The 17,372-nt window shown below is 66.6% G+C and carries 9 protein-coding genes and 13 pseudogenes; 17 read left to right on the forward strand and 5 right to left on the reverse strand.

Annotation, left to right across the window (positions count from 1 at the left end):
• Window positions 1-47 precede the first annotated feature (47 nt).
• From AB1281_RS00795 to AB1281_RS00805, 3 genes and pseudogenes are all read left to right on the forward strand, one after another.
• Window positions 48-263 (forward strand): annotated as a pseudogene (locus AB1281_RS00795) (oleate hydratase); the annotation flags it as partial.
• Between the two features lie 61 nt (window positions 264-324).
• Window positions 325-1,011: an oleate hydratase gene (locus tag AB1281_RS00800; RefSeq protein ID WP_430344839.1), complete on the forward strand. Its 687-nt coding sequence runs from the start codon at window positions 325-327 to the stop codon at window positions 1,009-1,011.
• On the forward strand, window positions 992-1,168 hold the full coding sequence (locus AB1281_RS00805; RefSeq protein ID WP_430344840.1) for a hypothetical protein: 177 nt from the start codon (window positions 992-994) through the stop codon (window positions 1,166-1,168). The genes AB1281_RS00800 and AB1281_RS00805 overlap by 20 nt, the downstream gene beginning before the upstream one ends.
• Before the next feature lie 50 nt (window positions 1,169-1,218).
• Here AB1281_RS00805 and AB1281_RS00810 read toward each other — a convergent pair whose 3' ends face one another.
• A complete protein-coding gene (locus AB1281_RS00810) occupies window positions 1,219-1,386 on the reverse strand; it encodes a hypothetical protein (RefSeq protein WP_430344847.1) in 168 nt (55 codons plus the stop codon).
• Between the two features lie 166 nt (window positions 1,387-1,552).
• Window positions 1,553-2,076: pseudogene (locus AB1281_RS00815) on the reverse strand (SDR family oxidoreductase); the annotation flags it as partial.
• Between the two features lie 123 nt (window positions 2,077-2,199).
• On the opposite strand from AB1281_RS00815, the gene AB1281_RS00820 reads away from it, so the two are divergent.
• The 4 genes and pseudogenes from AB1281_RS00820 to AB1281_RS00835 all read left to right on the forward strand — a co-directional run bounded on the left by AB1281_RS00820 (window position 2,200) and on the right by AB1281_RS00835 (window position 4,408).
• Window positions 2,200-2,829, forward strand: a complete 630-nt coding sequence (locus tag AB1281_RS00820; protein WP_430344841.1) for an AraC family transcriptional regulator — start codon at window positions 2,200-2,202, stop codon at window positions 2,827-2,829.
• Between the two features lie 61 nt (window positions 2,830-2,890).
• Window positions 2,891-3,181, forward strand: a complete 291-nt coding sequence (locus AB1281_RS00825; RefSeq protein WP_430344842.1) for a helix-turn-helix domain-containing protein — start codon at window positions 2,891-2,893, stop codon at window positions 3,179-3,181.
• Window positions 3,182-3,222: 41 nt separating this feature from the next.
• Window positions 3,223-3,816 (forward strand): annotated as a pseudogene (locus AB1281_RS00830) (TetR/AcrR family transcriptional regulator).
• 90 nt (window positions 3,817-3,906) lie between these two features.
• Window positions 3,907-4,408 (forward strand): annotated as a pseudogene (locus AB1281_RS00835) (hypothetical protein).
• Here the strand turns inward: AB1281_RS00835 and AB1281_RS00840 are convergent.
• From AB1281_RS00840 to AB1281_RS00850, 3 genes and pseudogenes are all read right to left on the reverse strand, one after another.
• A complete protein-coding gene (locus tag AB1281_RS00840; RefSeq protein ID WP_430344843.1) occupies window positions 4,378-4,743 on the reverse strand; it encodes a hypothetical protein in 366 nt (121 codons plus the stop codon). The pseudogene AB1281_RS00835 and the gene AB1281_RS00840 sit on opposite strands and share 31 nt — an antisense overlap.
• On the reverse strand, window positions 4,743-5,240 hold the full coding sequence (locus tag AB1281_RS00845; RefSeq protein ID WP_430344844.1) for a hypothetical protein: 498 nt from the start codon (window positions 5,238-5,240) through the stop codon (window positions 4,743-4,745). The genes AB1281_RS00840 and AB1281_RS00845 overlap by 1 nt, the downstream gene beginning before the upstream one ends.
• A gap of 509 nt (window positions 5,241-5,749) precedes the next feature.
• Window positions 5,750-6,752, reverse strand: a pseudogene (locus tag AB1281_RS00850) (helix-turn-helix domain-containing protein).
• 317 nt (window positions 6,753-7,069) lie between these two features.
• Here AB1281_RS00850 and AB1281_RS00855 point away from each other — a divergent pair.
• From AB1281_RS00855 to AB1281_RS00900, 10 genes and pseudogenes are all read left to right on the forward strand, one after another.
• A pseudogene (locus AB1281_RS00855) lies at window positions 7,070-9,644 on the forward strand (TonB-dependent receptor plug domain-containing protein).
• 81 nt (window positions 9,645-9,725) lie between these two features.
• A pseudogene (msuE, locus tag AB1281_RS00860) lies at window positions 9,726-10,306 on the forward strand (FMN reductase).
• Between the two features lie 142 nt (window positions 10,307-10,448).
• A pseudogene (locus tag AB1281_RS00865) lies at window positions 10,449-10,827 on the forward strand (DUF3088 family protein).
• A 14-nt stretch (window positions 10,828-10,841) separates the two neighbouring features.
• Window positions 10,842-11,824, forward strand: a pseudogene (locus AB1281_RS00870) (MsnO8 family LLM class oxidoreductase).
• An 18-nt stretch (window positions 11,825-11,842) separates the two neighbouring features.
• A pseudogene (locus tag AB1281_RS00875) lies at window positions 11,843-13,183 on the forward strand (LLM class flavin-dependent oxidoreductase); the annotation flags it as partial.
• Between the two features lie 173 nt (window positions 13,184-13,356).
• Window positions 13,357-14,094: pseudogene (locus tag AB1281_RS00880) on the forward strand (amidohydrolase); the annotation flags it as partial.
• 28 nt (window positions 14,095-14,122) lie between these two features.
• Entirely contained in the window at window positions 14,123-14,413 is a 291-nt protein-coding gene (locus AB1281_RS00885; RefSeq protein ID WP_430344846.1) for a M20/M25/M40 family metallo-hydrolase, read from the forward strand.
• A pseudogene (locus AB1281_RS00890) lies at window positions 14,410-14,963 on the forward strand (GNAT family N-acetyltransferase). Before AB1281_RS00885 ends, AB1281_RS00890 begins: the two are co-directional and overlap by 4 nt.
• A pseudogene (locus tag AB1281_RS00895) lies at window positions 14,960-16,710 on the forward strand (amino acid ABC transporter permease/ATP-binding protein). The pseudogenes AB1281_RS00890 and AB1281_RS00895 overlap by 4 nt, the downstream one beginning before the upstream one ends.
• A 16-nt stretch (window positions 16,711-16,726) precedes the next feature.
• On the forward strand, window positions 16,727-17,372 hold a 646-nt coding region (locus AB1281_RS00900; protein ID WP_430344845.1), incomplete at its 3' end, for a transporter substrate-binding domain-containing protein.

Consider the following 17,372-nt stretch of genomic DNA (forward strand, 5'->3'; position numbering starts at 1 on the left):
TGCATCGCTTCATCCACCACATCGGTGGCCTGCCGGATTTCTCGGCGCTGAAGTTCACCAAGTACAACCAGTACGAATCGCTGGTGCTGCCGCTGGTGAAGTGGTTGCAGGACCAGGGCGTGGTGTTCCAGTACGGGACCGAGGTGACCGACGTTGACTTCGATCTGGCGGCCGGCCGCAAGCAGGCCACGCGCATCCACTGGACGCGTGACGGTGTAGCCGGTGACGTGGATCTGGGCGCGGATGACCTTGTGTTCATGACGATCGGTTCGTTGACCGAGAACTCGGACAACGGCGATCACCACACGGCGGCGGCGTTTGAATGTGGGACCGGCGCCCGCCTGGGATCTGTGGCGACGCATTGCTGCCAGGGATCCTGCGTTCGGGCGCCCGGATGTGTTCGGTGCGCACATTCCGCAGACCAAGTGGGAGTCGGCGACGGTGACCACGCTGGATGCGCGCATCCCGGCCTACATCCAGAAGATTGCCAAGCGTGACCCGTTCAGTGGCAGGGTGGTGACCGGCGGCATCGTCAGCGTGCGCGATTCGCGCTGGTTGATGAGCTGGACAGTGAACCGCCAGCCGCCATTTCAAGAACCAGCCCAAGGAGCAGATCGTGGTCTGGGTGTACTCACTGTTCGTCGATACGCCGGCGATTACGTAAAGAAGCCGATGCAGGACTGCACCGGCGAGGAGATCACCCGCGAGTGGCTGTATCACCTGGGCGTGCCGGTGGAGGAGATCGACGAACTGGCTGCCACGGGCGCAAAGACGGTGCCGGTGATGATGCCGTACATCACCGCGTTCTTCATGCCGCGCCAGGCCGGTGATCGCCCGGACGTGGTGCCGGAGGGTGCGGTGAACTTCGCCTTCATAGGTCAGTTTGCCGAATCGAAGCAGCGCGACTGCATCTTCACCACCGAGTATTCGGTGCGCACACCCGATGGAAGCGGTGTACACCCTGCTGGGGATCGAGCGCGGTGTGCCCGAGGTGTTCAATTCCACCTATGACGTGCGCTCGTTGCTGGCGGCGACGCGTCGCCTGCGCGATGGCAAGGAGCTGGATATTCCTGGCCCGGCGTTCCTGCGCAACCTGCTGATGAACAAGCTGGACAAGACCCAGATCGGTGGTTTGCTTCGCGAGTTCAAGCTGGTGCAGGAGGACTGAGCGGGTGGAATGAAGGCAGTTGATGAAGACATCAGCTGCCTCCGGGGCCCTCAAACCGCGCCGTCGGTCGAACGGCTCAGATGTTCCCAGGTATCGATGCTGCCGGCCATCGACGCCAGCTTCGCCCGTACCAGCTGCAGTGCATCACTGCCCAGCAGCAGGTGGCTGGGCGTCGCGTCGCTGTCGATGACCTGCAGCATGGCCTGCGCAGCCTTCACCGGATCACCCAGCTGGTGGCCACTCTTTGCCTCACCGCGCGCTGCGGATGGGGTCGAACAGCGCGTCGTAGTCTTCAATGCTGCGCGGTGCCCGCGCCATCGAACGTCCCGCCCAGTCGGTGCGGAAGGAGCCCGGCGCGACGGCGGTGACATGGATACCGAACGGCGCAACCTCCTTGCCAAGCACTTCGCTGATGCCTTCGAGTGCGAACTTGCTGCCGCAGTACCAGGCGATGCGGGCATCGTGATGAAGCCGCCCATGGAGGTGATGTTGAGGATATGGCCGCGGCGGCGGTGCGCGCATGTGCGGCAGCAACGGCCTTGATCAGCGCGGCCGGGCCCGAACACGTTCACCTCGAACTGCTGCCGCAGCTCGGCCAGCGTCGATTCTTCGAGGATGCCTTCGTGTCCGTAGCCGGCGTTGTTGACGAGCACGTCGATGCTGCCAACGTTGGTTTCGATATCGGTGACGAGCGCATTGATGGCATCGGCATCGGTGACGTCCAGCAGGCGGCCGAATGCGCGGCCGGGCGCCAGCGTTTCGAACGCCTGGCGGTCGGATTCGTTGCGCACGGTGCCGACTACGCGATGGCCGGCCAGCAGTGCCTGCTGGGCGAGGGCACGGGCCGAAGCCGCTGCTGACGCCGGTGATGAGGAGAAGGCGGGACGGGGGCATGGGGAGGCGCTCATGGTGGACAGGGCTTGCACGTTAGTGCTTGAACGGCGATCACCCCAGGCCTAGGATTCGACCATTCTTGCCTATTCCTCTGGAGTGCCAGTGTCGATTCCCTGCAACGACAGGTGCAGGCACGCATGGTCGGCCTGCTGAAGACGCTGGCGGTGGAGGAGGGCTATACGCTCACGCCGTTGCCCGGAGTACGCCTGCTGCGATCCGACCGGCCTCTGGCACGCACGCCGGTGCTGTATGACCCCGGCATCGTGATCGTCTGCCAGGGCGTGAAGCGCGGCTACCTGGGCGGGCAGGTCTATCAGTACGATGCGCAGCACTATCTGGCGGTGTCGGTGCCGGTGCCTTTCACGATGGAAACCGAGGCCTCTGCAGAGGCGCCGCTGCTGGCGATCTACCTGCATCTGGATCTGCAGTTGGCGGCAGACCTGCTGATTGAACTGGGGGAACAGGTGGACACATCGGAGGCCCCGGCACAGAGCATGATGTCCAGCCCGATGCAGGCGCCGATGCAGGCCACGGTGCTACGCCTGCTGGAGGCACTGGCTGACCCGTTGGAGGCTGCCGTGCTCGGGCCGGCGCTGGTGCGTGAGGTGTACTTCCGCGTGCTGGACCGGGACACAGGGTGGCGCGATGCGCGAGGCGCTGGCCATGCGCGGCCCGCTTCGGCAGCATCGGCAGGGTGCTGCGTACGATCCACGCCTCGTTTGCCACTGCGTTGGACGTGGGCCGGCTGGCGGCCGAGGCGGGCATGAGCGTGGCGACCTTCCACGACCACTCTTCCGCGCGATTACCGGTACGTCGCCGATGCGGTACGTGAAGTCCACTCGCCTGCACCAGGCACGGCTGCTGATGCTGCGGGAGGCGATGACCGCAGAGGCTGCATCGCTGGCGGTGGGGTATGCCAGCCCGTCCCAGTTCAACCGCGAGTTCAAGCGCCTGTTCGCCCTGCCACCGGCGGCCGAGGTGGCGCGGATGCGGCGCAGTTTCGCGCTGCCACCCGCCGCCAGCGGATGCGCTGTACGTGTCTTCGCATTGAGTGGCCGCCGGGGTTTCCCCGGCGTTCTCGACATGCCGGCCAGCGGCCGGCACTACCAGGGAATCTGAGTGGTTGGACAGGATGTCTACCTACTAGTAGGTTAAGACTCATGAAAGAGTCGCTCTCGCCCAAGGCCCAGGAAAATCCTGGCACCACGCCCGTTCGCTGCTGGAAGCCGGTGGTTACAACGGTTTCAGCTATGCCGACGTGTCGGCACGGGTGAACATCAGCAAGGCCAGCATCCACCACCATTTCCCCAGCAAGGCGGACCTGGTGCGCACGGTAGTGGAAATTTACCGAGCCGAGGCACGCGCGAAGGCCTGGCGCTGCTGGACCGGCAGCTGGATGACCCGCTGCAGGAGCTCAACGCCTATGTGGATTACTGGTCCAGCTGCATCGCAGGTGGCACGTCCTCGTTCTGCATCTGCGCGATGTTGGCGGCAGAGGGCGCCGATGATTCCGCGCAGAGATCGCCGAGGAAGTGCGCGGCCATTTCGAGGACTTGAGCGGCTGGCTGGCGGTGACCCTGGAGAAGGGCGCTGCCACGGGCCAGCTGCAGTTGCAGGGTTCGGCGGCCGATGAGGCCAAGGCGTTCATGTCATCGGTGCACGGCGCCATGCTGGCTGCGCGCGGATTCGGTGATGCGGCCACGTTCGCGACGCTGGCCCGGCTGGCCATCGCGCGGGTGAGTGCGACCGCCTGAGGTGATGTGTACTGGCCTGCGGCACTGCGGGCCTTCTTTTTGTCCTTAAAACCTACCTACTAGTAGGTCTATTTCACCAGTGGAGATCCCATGGCACATCCCCTTTCCCTTCTCGGAGCGATCCATACCGCCATCAGCCTGGTGCCGATCCTGGCCGGCCTGCATGGCTTCATCCGCCACCGGGCAATCGATCCCGGCACGCGCTCGGGCAAGGTTTATCTGATTGGCCTGGTGCTGTCGGTGGCGACCTCGTTCCACCGTCTCCAGCACAGGCGGGCTCAATCCAGGCCATGCCTTCGGCGTGATCGTGCTGCTGGTGGCGTTCGGCGGAGTTCTGGCGGCACGCCTACGCTGGCTGGGACGCTCGGCGCGCTATCTGTCGACGTTCGCGTTGTCCTTCAGTTTCCTGCTGTCGCTGGTGCCGGGTGTGAACGAAACGCTGACCCGCTTGCCGGTGGGCCACCCTGTTGCCGCCGCACCGCTGGCGCCCGTGATACAGCAGACGCTGCTGGGGTGTGCGGTGGTGTTTGCGATCGGCTTTCTGGCGCAGTGCTGGATGATTCATGAGCGCAGCGTACGCGCGCGTGGTTGACAGCGCCGCCGCCGGGCATCAGTCAGCCAGCACGGTGTCGGCGCCTTCGCCGTAGGTGGTGCGGGGCGCTGCCACATCGCGCGTGGGCCGCAGCACTGGCCGGCAGGCCGGTGGCTTTTGATGCCGCGCCGCGAATCGCCGTCAAACACCTCGGCGTAGCGCTCTGCGGCCATCGCATCATCGGGCAGCACATACAGCAGGACGCGCTGCAAGGTTGATTGACCCTGCAGTGGCTGCGGTTGCCGGAAGGTGGGCACCTGCACGCGCGCGCTGTGCCATTGCGTGGGCGCAGCGACGGTCTGCCAGCGCACCTGCAGCGGCAGGTCGAGCGACATCAGTGCAACACCGGCAGGAAAGCCGTAGGCGGTGCAATCGACGGGCGCGACCGGGATGCTCGCAATGGCCTGTCGCCGATATCCAGTGCGGTGCCATTGACTTCCATCCGCACGATCGGCGCGCTGCCGTAGTTGTGGATCTTGAACAGCACCAGGCCTTCGAAGCGGCTGCGCTCCAGCTCGTCGGCGGTGAGACCGCTGAGGCGTGCCAGCGTGGGCGCGACCTCCACATGATCGTTGTAGTGGTAATAGAGGTGCACGAGCTCTGGTGTGCCCGTGCGGCGCCATCCGGCGTTGAACGGCGTGGTGTCCGGATACGCCTGGCGGACCAGTGGCACATCGGTGACGGCGCGATCTCCGGACGGCGTGGCGTAGCGGTAGTGGTCAACGGAGCGCTTCAGGCGTGCGTCTTCGTACGGGAACGCGCGGTCTGCGTCGGACTGCGTGTTGGGGTAGCGGTGGAAGGCCATGAAGCGCTCGGGCGTGTCGCCCTGCATGGGTAGATCCGGACCAGCGCCGGAGCGGTGGACGCATACGGTGAGGTGTCCAGCCACAGGGGCTGCCCGCTGAGGTTGATATGCATCTCCGCGATGGGCGCACGCGAGCCACCGGCAACGCTGTCCCAACTGCGTTGCAGGGAGAGCCACAGGGGGACGATGAGCAGGGCCGCGGGTGGTCGGCGCGAACATCAACGCGTGTACACGGCCGGGCATGCGCCCGCGCTGCCGCACCATGTAGCGCAGCCACACCAGCAGCAGGACCAGCAGCAGCGGGAGGCCGACCAGATCGCGACGGTGGCCAGCGCCACGACGCCCCAGCCAGGTTGGGGGTAGCCACCGCGATCAGCGAGAGCGTGGCGATCAGCGCGGCCAGCAGCAGCGACACGCCGATGCCAACGCGGTAATTCCGGTACGAGCTGTTGGTCATCACCGTTCCATCGGCAGTGTGGGGCATGCCCCTATAGTGCAGCGGTGGTGATGGCGTGGAAAGCCGGGAACGAGGGCGCTCAGCAGCCAACCAGGCGGTCGACACCGATGCCATTGCGATGCTGGCTGCGGTATTCGGTGGGGCTGGCCTCGACCTGCCGCGGAAATGTCGACGGAATGATTCCTGCGAACCAAAAACCGCGCCTGCTCGGCAATCCACTGCAAGGGCCGGTCGGTGGTTTCCAGCAGCTCACGGGCGAAGGCCACGCGCTCGCGGATCAGCCAGTCGATGGGCGACAGGCCGGTGGCTTCCAGGAACTGCCGCTGCAGGGTGCGTTGGCTGAGTGCGGCCTGCTCGGCGAGGCTGCCTAGCGAATGTGGCTCGCGCAGGTTGCGGCGCATCCATTCCATCAGCTTCGCAAGGCGCGTGGGCTCGCCATGGGGAATGGCCCGGCTGACACGCTGGCTGCGCCCGGCATCACGCCACGGAGCCAGCACCAGCCGCTCGGCCACCAGGTTGGCCACGCGGGCACCGTAATCCTTGCGCACCATGTGCAGCATCATGTCCATGCCGGTGGCGAGCCGGCCGAGGTGATGATGCTGCCGGTGTCCACATACAGCACGTCCTCGCGCACGTCGATGCGCGGGAACTCGCGCGCGAGCGCTTCGGTGAGGCGCCAGTGGGTGGTGGCCTGGCGGCCATCGAGCAGCCCGGCCCAGGCCAGCACGAAGGCACCGGAGCAGATCGAGGCGATGCGTGCGCCACGTGCGTGGGCACGGATGAGTGCATCGAGCAGGGCCTGCGGAGGACGTTCGCTGGGTTCGCGCCAACCGGGGATGACGATGACGTCGGCGTCATCGACGCTGCCGAGATCGTAGGGCAGCTGCACCTGGGTGTTGCCGAGCATGCGCAGTGCGCCGGGCTCGCCTGCGCACAGCTGGGTGCTGGTACCAGGCCACGCCCAGCTCGGGCCTTATCGGCGCGAACAGGCCCACCGCACAGCCGAACTCGAACAGCCCCTGGCCGTGGCAGGCAACGATGGCGACGAGCGGCGCGGCGGGATCGGCGGGAGGGCTGGGCATGGCCTGATGCTACGGGTGGTGGTGCGCGCCGCAGAGTGGTGCGCGGGCATGAGGTGATGCTGGGCGGGCATATGGAGGCTGGGGTCGGATCCCTTCCGCAGGAAGGGCTCTGACCCCGTGGAGGGATGCGTGCCTGGGGTCAGAGCCCTTTCCTTTGGAAAGGGATCCGACCCCGTGCGTGTGGTCTGCCTAACGTCATTACCAGCGGTCATGTGGGTGGCCGGATGTTACGGCTGGGTGACGCGATCGCGCCTGTCGTCGCGGGTGAACAGGCCCTTGAATGGAAGCGTGTTTCCGGCCCACCCCCACGAGCCCCCATGCCTGCCGCCTACGCCCCAGCCCTGAGTACTCTCGCTGTCCTGATCGCTGCCGCCCTCGCTGCGACGCCCAGCCATGCCGCGGAAGCCGATGCGGATCCTGCCACCACCGCGGCGACGGCCAACGTTGCTGCATCCACGCTGGATGCGGTGGTGGTGACCGGTTCACGTACCAGCACGCGCACGGTGAAGAACAGTTCCACACCGATCGACGTGATCTCCGCCGAGGACCTCGCTGCAACCGGGCAGGGCAACCTGCTGGAAGCGCTGCAGCGCAGCCTGCCGTCGCTGAGCCAGATCGGCGGTTACCAGAGCGATCAGGAAAGCCTCATTCGCGGCTATCAGCTGCGCAACCTGTCGCCGGGCTACACGCTGGTGCTGGTCAACGGCAAGCGCCGTAATGCCAGCGCCTATGTGAGCGGGGCCAATGGGGGCGGCTTCCCCGGCCATGCGTGGGCGGACCTGGCGTTGATTCCGGTCTCGGCCATCGACCATGTGGAAGTGCTGCGCGATGGCGCTTCGGCCATCTACGGTTCGGATGCGATCACCGGCGTGGTCAACGTGATCCTGAAATCACAGGCACACGGTGGTGATGTGTCGGTGGAGAGCGGGCAGAGCATCGATGGTGATGGTTCGCGTACCAGCGTGCGCGCCAACGTCGGCCTGCCGTGGGGCGAGGATGGCTTCGTCAACCTGTCCGGTGAGACCACCCGCCAGCACCATGCGATCCGCACCCGCCGCTACATCGATGGCTACCTGAGCTACCCGGCCGTGGACGGCAACGGCAATCTGGTGGCGCTGCGGCCGAACAATCGACTGCCTGCAGGTGCCACGCCGAACCCGGCCGAGGCCAACCGCAATGCCGAGGCCAACACCATCCTCAGCTCGCCGTCGTATGCGTTGAAGGCCTTCGCGGTGAACGTGGGCCATGGCCTGGGCGAGAGCGCGCAGTTCTACGCCAACGCCACGGCCAGTGACCGCACCGCGCAGGCGATCCAGAATTTCCGCCTGCCCGCGACGATCTTTACCACTTACCGGGCCCCCGGCGTACTGAGCGTGTTTCCCGATGGCTTCCTGCCGGTGCTGGAAACCAAGGAGAAGCAGTACACCGGTACGGCCGGGGTAAAAGGCCAGATCGCGGGTTGGGACTACGACGCCAGCCTGACCGGCAACCGCAGCACGGTGCGCACCTATACCCGCAATTCGGTGAACTACTCGCTGCCGTATCCCGGTTCACCCACTGATTTCTATGACGGCAAGCTGGACTACCAGCAGGGCATCGCCAACCTGGACCTGCGGCGTGGCTTCGAGGTGGCGGCGTTTGCTTCGCCGCTGGAAGTGAGCGCGGGCGCCGAGTTCAGCACGAGCAGTACGAGCGCGGTGCAGGGCAGTGGGAGTCGTATACCGGCTTCGGCGCTGCAGCCTTCGTCGGCTATTCCACCGCCGATGCGGTGAAGGCGAGCCGCAACAGCAAGGCGGTGTACGTGGGTGCCGCCACCAACATCACCTCGCGCTGGTACCTGGATGCTGCCGCGCGCTGGGAAGACCATTCCGATTCCGGCAGCGTTTCCACCGGCCGCCTGACCACGCGCTTCGATTTCACCGACGCGCTGGGTGTGCGCGCCACGTGTGAGCAACGGTTTCCATGCGCCAAGCCTGGGCGCCCAGTACTACCAGGCCACCGGCAGCTGCCCGTGCGGCACCACGCTGGTGGCGCAGGTGTCTTCGCCGGCAGCTCTCGCGCTGGGGGGCAACTCCGCTGAAGCCGGAGAAGGCCACCAACTACAGCCTGGGCGTGACCTGGGACCCGAGCCCGGCCTTCCACCTGGCAGTGGATGCCTATCAGATCGACATTCGCGGCCAGCTGGGGCAGTCCAGCCAGATCGGCTACAACGCGCAGGATCCGGCGCGTGTCACCGACAACAGCGGCACGGTGCTGAGTACGGCGCAGAAGAATACGATCGACGCGCTGCTGGGTTCGGCGGGCATCAGCATCCTGCCGGGCGATGCGTTCTACGCCAGCTATTTCACCAACGTGGGCAATACCCGTACACGCGGTGTGGAGCTGACCCTGGAAGCGAACCAGGAAACCGCGTGGGGCAAGCTGCGCTGGAGCTACGCGGCCATGTCGGCCGTACCACGATCCAGAAGGTCAGCGACATTCCGGTGGCACTGCAGGGCCTGCCGAACATCAACCTGCTGACCAAATCCAGCGAGTACGCGCTGCGCTTCCGCACGCCCAGCTATACGCAGGTGGCGGGGACTGGGCTGGCAGAACGGCGCTGGCGCTCGAACCTGGACTTCACCTACTACGCCCGATCAAGCGCCTGAACAACGGCGTGGAATACAAGCAGCCGCGGTGCTGGTGACCAACCTGTCCGGTGGCGTGGAGCTGGGTGCGGGCTGGAGCGCGGCGCTGGGCATCAACAACGTGTTCGACAAGCGCACCCGCAAGGTGCCGGAGTACGCGCGCAGTGCGACCGATGTGGCGAGTATCGAGACCACCTGGGACAGCGGCGATGTGCTGAGCAATGTGGGTGCGTACTGGTATGGGCGGGTCAGTTACCGGTTCTGATCTGGAGCAGTCGAGCATGGCTCGACTCTACAAAAGGCGAAGGGCGGCCGGACGTACTTCGGCATCATCGAGGAGCAGTTCATGTCTTCTGCATTGAAGGTGGTTGCGTTGGTGGGGTCACCGACCAGCTCGGCGACGTCGCGCACGTTGTTGCTGGTGCGGCATCTGCTGGCGTCGCTGCAGCAGCGGGTGCACGCCAGCGTGGAGCTGGTGGAGCTGGCGCCGATCGCGCGTTCACTGGGCCAGTCGTTGTCGCGTGACGAAGCGGGGCCGGCAGTGGAGCAGGCACTGCAGGCCATCGAGGCCGCGAAGCTGCTGGTGGTGGCCGCGCCGGTCTATCGTGGCTCGTATCCTGGGTTGTTCAAGCACCTGGTCGACTTCATCGGGCTGGAGGCGCTGGTGGATACGCCGGTGCTGCTGGCAGCGACCGTGGCAGCGAGCGTCATGCGCTGGTGATCGACCACCAGCTGCGACCGTTGTTCAGTTTCCTGCAGGCGCACACGCTGCCGATCGGGGTGTATGCCACGCCCGCCGACTTCGAGGGCGAGCACATCAACAGTGCAGCCTTGCAGGCACGCATCGCGCTGGCGACCGAGCGCGCAGCCGGCCATCTGGCTACGCAGGCGCTGGCCGTGGCGGCGCCGCTGCGACGCATCGCCTGACGCCATAACCGGCAGCGCTTTGCTTATGGCCACGCCGCATCTGCATGGCCGGATCTGACCGCCGATTGTCGCCAGGCATCGCTGCCGCGGCCGCCGACATCTCTAGCATCGATATCGAAGCGGCATCGCATTGCCGGCCCCGATGAGGACGACTCCAGTGACTTTCGACGCAGCAAGCAAACCCATCCTGTTCCTGCTCGACCGTGAGTTCGAGGACGGCCAGATTCCCGGCCAGCGCTTCTTCTGCCGGCACAGCCTGCTGCTGGAGGGCGCGCTGTCGAGCATCGATGGCCTGGACGCGCAGCTGGACGTGCGCCCGCATCGGCTTCGCACGGCCGCGACGGGAGGTGATCGCCGAGATCGGCGAGCAGGACCAGTCGCTGCCGAAGCTGGTGCTGCCGCAGGGCGTGCGCAGCGAACTGGCCAGTGGCGCGCACCAGGATCGCCAGTACATCTCCGGTGCCGAGCCGATCCTGGCCGCGTTGAACGGCTTGCTCGGCATTCCCGTGGCCCACCCCTGAGCGAGGACGTGACCATGAGCTATCAGATCAGCGTGCTGGACAAGAGCCCAGTGGCCGAGGGTGCCTCGCCCAGAGCAGGCGCTGCGCAACAGCCTGCAGCTGGCGCAGCGCGCCGAGCAGCTGGGCTACCACCGCTACTGGTTTGCCGAAACACCATGCTGCACCAACGCTGGCCAGCCCGGCGCCGGAAGTACTGGCTGCGTGGGTACTGGCACAGACCCGGCGCATCCGCATCGGTAGTGGTGGGGTGATGCTGCGCCACTACGCGCCCTATAAAGTGGCGGAGAACTTCAAACCTGCTGTCGGCGCTGGCGCCGGGGCGTGTGGATCTTGGCGTTGGCAAGGCCCCGGGTGGCCTGCCGGCCTCGACTGCGCGCTGGCAGCCGGGCGCCCGGCGTTCGCCGATTTCGACCAGCAACTGCGCGACCTGGAAGGCTATCTGTCCGGCGCCGAAACCGAGGCACAGGGCACGGCCGGTTCCACAGCAGGCACCGGAACGTTTCCTGCTCGGGGCCAGCCCACAGAGCGCAAAGCAGGCGGCGGCCGAGCTCGGTTGGCGCTTCGTCTACGCCGCGCACTTCGATGGTGACCCGAAGCACATCGAGGCCGCGTTCGATGCCTACCGCAGCGTCTCCTCGCAGCCACCGCTGCTGGCCACGGTGGCCTTCGCCGCCCCGACTGCCGAAGCCGCAGCGCGTCATATCGGTGCGCTGCGCGTTTACAAGCTGCACCTCGGCCCTGGCCAGACGGTGAATCTGCCCAGCCAGACGCGGCTGCCGAGTACGCGCGCCAGGTGGGCGTGGCCGACTTCCGGATCGAGGAAACCCGCCCGAGCGTGCTGTCCGGTGATGCGCAGCACGTGCGTGACGAACTGGATGCGCTGCACCGGCGCTTCGGCGTGGGCGAGTTCATTCTCGATGCGCCGGTGGCCGACCTGGACGCACGCCTGACATCCCTTGAACTGCTGTCGCCCGCGCCACGCGCGGCGGTGGCCTGACCTGCAGGAGCGATTCCCATGAGCACGACCCCGCGCCACATTCCGTTCGGCATCATGCTGCAGGGCCCCGCAGCCACATGCACGCGTGGAAGCACCCATCCAATCCGGCCGACGCCAGCGTCAACCTGCAGTTCTACATCGACATCGCGCGTACCGCCGAGGACAACGGCATCGCCTTTGGTTTCGTGGCCGACGGCCTGTACATCAACGAGAAGTCGATCCCGCACTTCCTCAACCGCTTCGAGCCGATCTCGCTGCTGTCGGCGCTGGCCACCGCGACGAAGAAGATCGGTCTGGCCGGCACCCTGTCGACCTCCTACAGCGACCCGTTCACCGTAGCCCGCCAGTTCGCTTCGCTGGACCTGCTCAGTGGCGGTCGCGCCGGCTGGAACGTGGTGACGTCGCCGTTGGAGGGGTCGGGGCGCAATTACGGCCGCCCCCACCCCGAGCATGCGCTGCGCTACCAGATCGCCGACGAGTACCTGGAGGTGGTGCAGGGGCTGTGGGATTCCTGGGATGACGATGCCTTCGTGCGCGAGCGCGACAGTGGCACGTTCTTCGCGCCGGAAAAATTTCGTCGCCTCGACCACAAGGGACGCTTCTTCCAGGTGGAAGGGCCGCTCAACATCCAGCGTTCGCCGCAGGGCCAGCCGGTGATCTTCCAGGCCGGTTCGTCCGACGATGGCATCGCGCTGGCCGGCAAGTATGCCGATGCGGTGTTCACCCATTCGCCGTCGCTGGAAGAAACCCGCGCGTTCACCCAGAAGGTGAAGAACTCGGCGATCGCGCATGGCCGCAGCGGCAACGACGTGAAGATCTTCCCGGGCATCGGCCCCATCGTCGGCCGCACCGCCGAGGAGGCTGAAGCCAAGTACCAGGCGATCGCCGCGCTGGCCACGCTGGAGGATGCGCTGGCGTACCTGGGGCGCTTCTTCGACCACCACGATTTCAGCCAGTACGATCCGGACGCACCGTTCCCGGAGCTGGGTGACATCGGCAGCAACTCGTTCCGTTCCACCACCGACCGCATCAAGCAGGACGCGCGCGAGAAGGGCCTGAGCCTGCGCCAGGTGGCACTGGAAGCGGTGAGCCCGCGACCGAATTTCATCGGCACGCCGGAACATGTGGCCGACGAGTTGATCCGGTGGTTCGATGCCGGTGCCAGCGACGGCTTCATCCTCGGTTTCGCGGCACAGCGCGAAGGCCTGGACGATTTCCGTGACCCAGGTGCTGCCGATCCTGCAGGCGCGCGGCTACCACCAGCGTGAGCTGGAAGGGCAGACGCTGCGCGCGCATCTGGGCCTGCCGTACAAGGCCAGCCGCCACTCGACCGACGCCGAGCCGGCGCGGAAGGCAGGGGGTAAGGCGATGAGCGGAGAAAGCGCGACAGCACCGGGCCATGCCCAGCGGAATTCCCAGACGACGGGCATATTGCCCGACATCGCGGCACGCGCAGAGGCGGCCATCGCGATCCGCCATGACCTGCACCGGCACCGGAGCTGGCCTTCGAGGAACACCGCACCAGCGCACGCGTGGCCGAGCTGTTGCAGCAGTGGGGCTATGAGGTCACCACCGGCCTCGGCGGCACCGGCGTGGTCGGCACGCTGCAACGCGGGCAGGGCAGCCGTCGCCTCGGCCTGCGCGCCGACATCGATGCACTGCCGATCCACGAGGATTCCGGATTGGCGTACGCCAGCCAGACCGAAGGGTTGATGCATGCCTGCGGCCACGATGGACACACCGCCATCCTGCTGTCTGCGGCGCACTACCTCGCCCATCACGGCCGCATCGACGGCACCCTGCAGCTGGTGTTCCAGCCCGCTGAGGAAACCGGTTCGGGTGCTTCGAAGATGATCGCCGATGGCCTGTTCGAGCGCTTCCCGGTGGATGCGATCTATGGGCTGCACAACTGGCCGGGTGTGCCGGTGGGGCACTTCGGCTTCGTCGACGGTCCGGCGATGGCATCGGTGGACTGGGCGCGGCTGAAGGTGATCGGCAAGGGCGGCCACGGTGCCGAGCCACAGGGCAGCGTCGACCGATCCTGGCGGCGGCGCACATCGTCACCGCGCTGCAGAGCGTGGTGTCGCGCAACGTCGATCCGCGGCAGATGGGCCGTGGTCACCGTCGGTTCGATCCACGGCGGGCAGGCCGCCAATGTGATTCCGGACGTGGTCGAGCTGAAGCTGACCGTGCGCGCCTACCTGCCGGAAGTGCGCGACACGCTGCGCCGCCGGGTCACCGAGATTGCCGAGCAGACTGCTGCCGCGTTCGGCGCACGCGCCGAAATCGAGTTTCCGCGTGGCTTCCCCCAGCGTGATCAACCATCCGCAGCAGACCGCCTACATCCGCGACGTGGCCATACAGGGCTTCGGCAGCGAACAGGTAGTGCCGGAGTTCGCGCCACGCACCGCCAGCGAGGATTTCGCCTTCCTGCTGCAGGCGCGGCCCGGGAGTTTCGTGTTCGTCGGCAACGGCGACAGCGCACCGTTGCACAGCCCGCGCTATGTGTTCAACGACGCCGCCATCGCACCCGCCGCCAGCCTATGGGCGCGGCTGGCCGAAGACTATCTGGTGAAGGACGCGACATGAGCAGCAACGAACGCTTCCTCTATACCTCGGTGGATGATCCGCTGGCGCGGCCTCTGTTCGACGGCCTGGGAACAGGAGTACGACAGCCGTTACGCCGACGTGCGCCGCCGCATCGGCGGCAGTGCCCGCGAGGAGCTGCAGCGCTACCCGGCGCAGGCGTTCGCGGCGCCGGTAGGGGCGTTCGTGTTGCTGCTGCGCGAGGGTGTGGCGATCTCCGGCGGTGCCTTCATGCCGCACCGCGATCCGGATACCGCCGAATTCAAGCGCATCTGGACGCTGCCCGGGCTGCGCCGCCAGGGCATTGCGCGGCGCGTGCTGCAGGAGCTGGAAGACCAGGCGGCGCGGCAAGGGTATCGGCGGGTGTTCCTGACGACCGGCTTCCGCCAGCCTGAAGCGGTCGGGCCTGTACCTCAGCCACGGCTACACCGCGCTGTTCGACCTGCAGGCCGACCCGGAAACCATCGCGCATCTGCCGTTCGAGAAGCACCTGGGCGTATCGGCGCCGGTCGTTGTGCCATCGCAGGCCGTGTTGCACGGAGCCCACGCATGAGCACGCCTTCGACCGCGCTGGATGGCATTGCCGCACGCCCGGCGCCAGCTCCGGCGTTGAAGATCGTGCCGGCCCGGCATCCACTGCAGGTGGTCGGAACCCTTCTGGCGTTGGCGCTGATCCTGATCGGGCTGCAATCGGTGCTGGGCAACCGCGCTGGGGTTGGGGCACGTTCGCCGAGTGGTTCTTCGCACGCCCGGTGCTGGAAGGCCTGGGCCGTACGCTGCTGCCTGACCGCACTCGGTACCGGCCTCGGTTTCGCGCTGGGTACCCTGCTGGCGTTGGCCCGCGTCTCCGGCTCGCCACTGCTGTCGGCGGTGTCGTGGGGCTATGTGTGGCTGTTCCGTTCGATCCCGCTGTTGGTGTTGTTGCTGCTGCTGAACAACCTGGGCTACCTGTACAGCACCATCGAGCTGGGCGTGCCGTTCACCGGCATCAGCCTGTTCTCGTACCCGACCACGCAGCTGATCGGCGTGTTCACCGCCGCAGTGCTGGGCCTCACCTTGAACCAGGCCGCGTTCTCGGCCGAGGTGATCCGCGGTGGCATTCTCTCGGTGGACCATGGCCAGTACGAAGCCGCAGCGGCACTTGGCCTGCCACGTGGCCGCCAGGTGCGCCGCATCATCCTGCCGCAGGCGATGCGCTCGATCCTGCCGGCCGCGTTTCAACGATGTGATCGGCCTGGCCAAGAGCACCTCGGTGGTCTACGTGCTGGCGCTGCCGGAGCTGTTCTACACGGTGCAGGTGATCTACCGGCGCAACCTGGAAGTGGTGCCGCTGCTGATGGTGGCCACGGTCTGGTACCTGGTGATCCTGACCGTGCTGTCGCTGCTGCAGCGACGGGTGGAGCAGCGCTTCGCGCGCGGCCAGCTACAGCGCGAGCGCTCGGTATCGCGTGTCTCGTCACCGACGCGCGCCACAGGTGAGGCTGCACCGCGCGTGGTCAATCGCCCGCGCATCGCCGCGCAGGTTGAAGCGGGCGAGGGGGGCATCGGTGTCGCTGCATGGCGTAGGCAAGGTGTTCGGCGACCAGCCTGTACTGGAAGACGTGAACCTGGACCTGCGCGCTGGCAGCGTGACGGTGCTGATCGGCCCGTCCGGTGCCGGCAAGTCCACGCTGCTACGGCTGATCAACCACCTGGAACGTGCCGACAGCGGCTACGTGACCGTCGGCGGCCAGCTGATCGGCTACCGCCGCGATGGCGACACCCTGTACGAGCTGCCCGAACGCGAGATCCGCCGCCGTCGTTCCGAGGTGGGCATGGTGTTCCAGGGCTTCAATCTGTTCCCGCACCTGACCGCGCTGGAGAACATCATCGAGGCACCGATCGCAGTGCGTGGCGTGCCGCGCGCGCAGGCCGAGCAGCAGGCGCGCACGCTGCTGGAACGGGTCGGCCTGGCCGACAAGGGCCGATTGCCTTCCCGCGCCAGCTGTCCGGCGGCCAGCAGCAGCGCATCGCGATTGCCCGCGCGCTGGCCCTGCAACCGAAGGTACTGCTGTTCGACGAACCCACGTCGGCGCTGGACCCGGAACTGGTGGCCGAGGTGCTCAGCGTGATCGAGGAGCTGGCCAGCTCCGGTACCACCCCTGGTGATCGTCACCCACGAACTGAGCTTCGCCCGCCGCGTGGCCGACCACGTGGTGATGATGGACCAGGGGCGGGTGATCGAGCAGGGCACGCCCGAGGCCCTGTTCGAACGTCCGCGCCAGCAACGCACCGCCGATTTCCTGGCCAAGACCCTGTAACTGCGAAAGGAACACCATGAGCCCTGCAGCACCGCGTCGCCCCTCGCGCAGCACCCTGTTGGTCGTGGGTGTGCTGGTCATCGGCATCGCCGGCATCGTCTACTCGCGCGTGCGGCAGGCACCGGACACGAGCACCGTGGCCGCGACCAGCCTGGCCGGTGCGAACACCGCCATCCTGAAGGGCACGCTCGATCCGAAGGCGCAGGCGTTGATTCCCGCCGGCTACAGCTTCGTCACGCCCGGCACGTTCACCGTAGCCACCCATCCGGGGCAGCTGCCGCTGGCCGACTACGGCGCCGACAGCAAGGACGTGATCGGCATCGAGCCGGACATCGCGCGACTGATTGCCGATGGGTTGGGCCTGAAGCTGGTGATCGTGCCGGTGGCGTGGGCGGACTGGCCGTTGGGGCTGGAATCAGGCAAGTACGATGCCGTGCTGTCGAACGTGACGGTTACCGAGGAGCGCAAGAAGAAGTTCGATTTCTCCAGCTACCGTTACGATCTGCTGGGAATCTACACGCGCACTGATGGGCCGATCCAGAAGATCGAAACGCCGGCCGACGTGGCCGGACTGAAGGTGGTGGTCGGTGCCAGCACCAACCAGGACCAGATCCTGCGGCAGTGGGACCAGCAGAACATTGCCGCTGGCTTGAAGCCGGTGG

It is taken from the genome of Stenotrophomonas sp. NRRL B-14846, from assembly GCF_050473585.1.
Lineage (GTDB): Bacteria > Pseudomonadota > Gammaproteobacteria > Xanthomonadales > Xanthomonadaceae > Stenotrophomonas.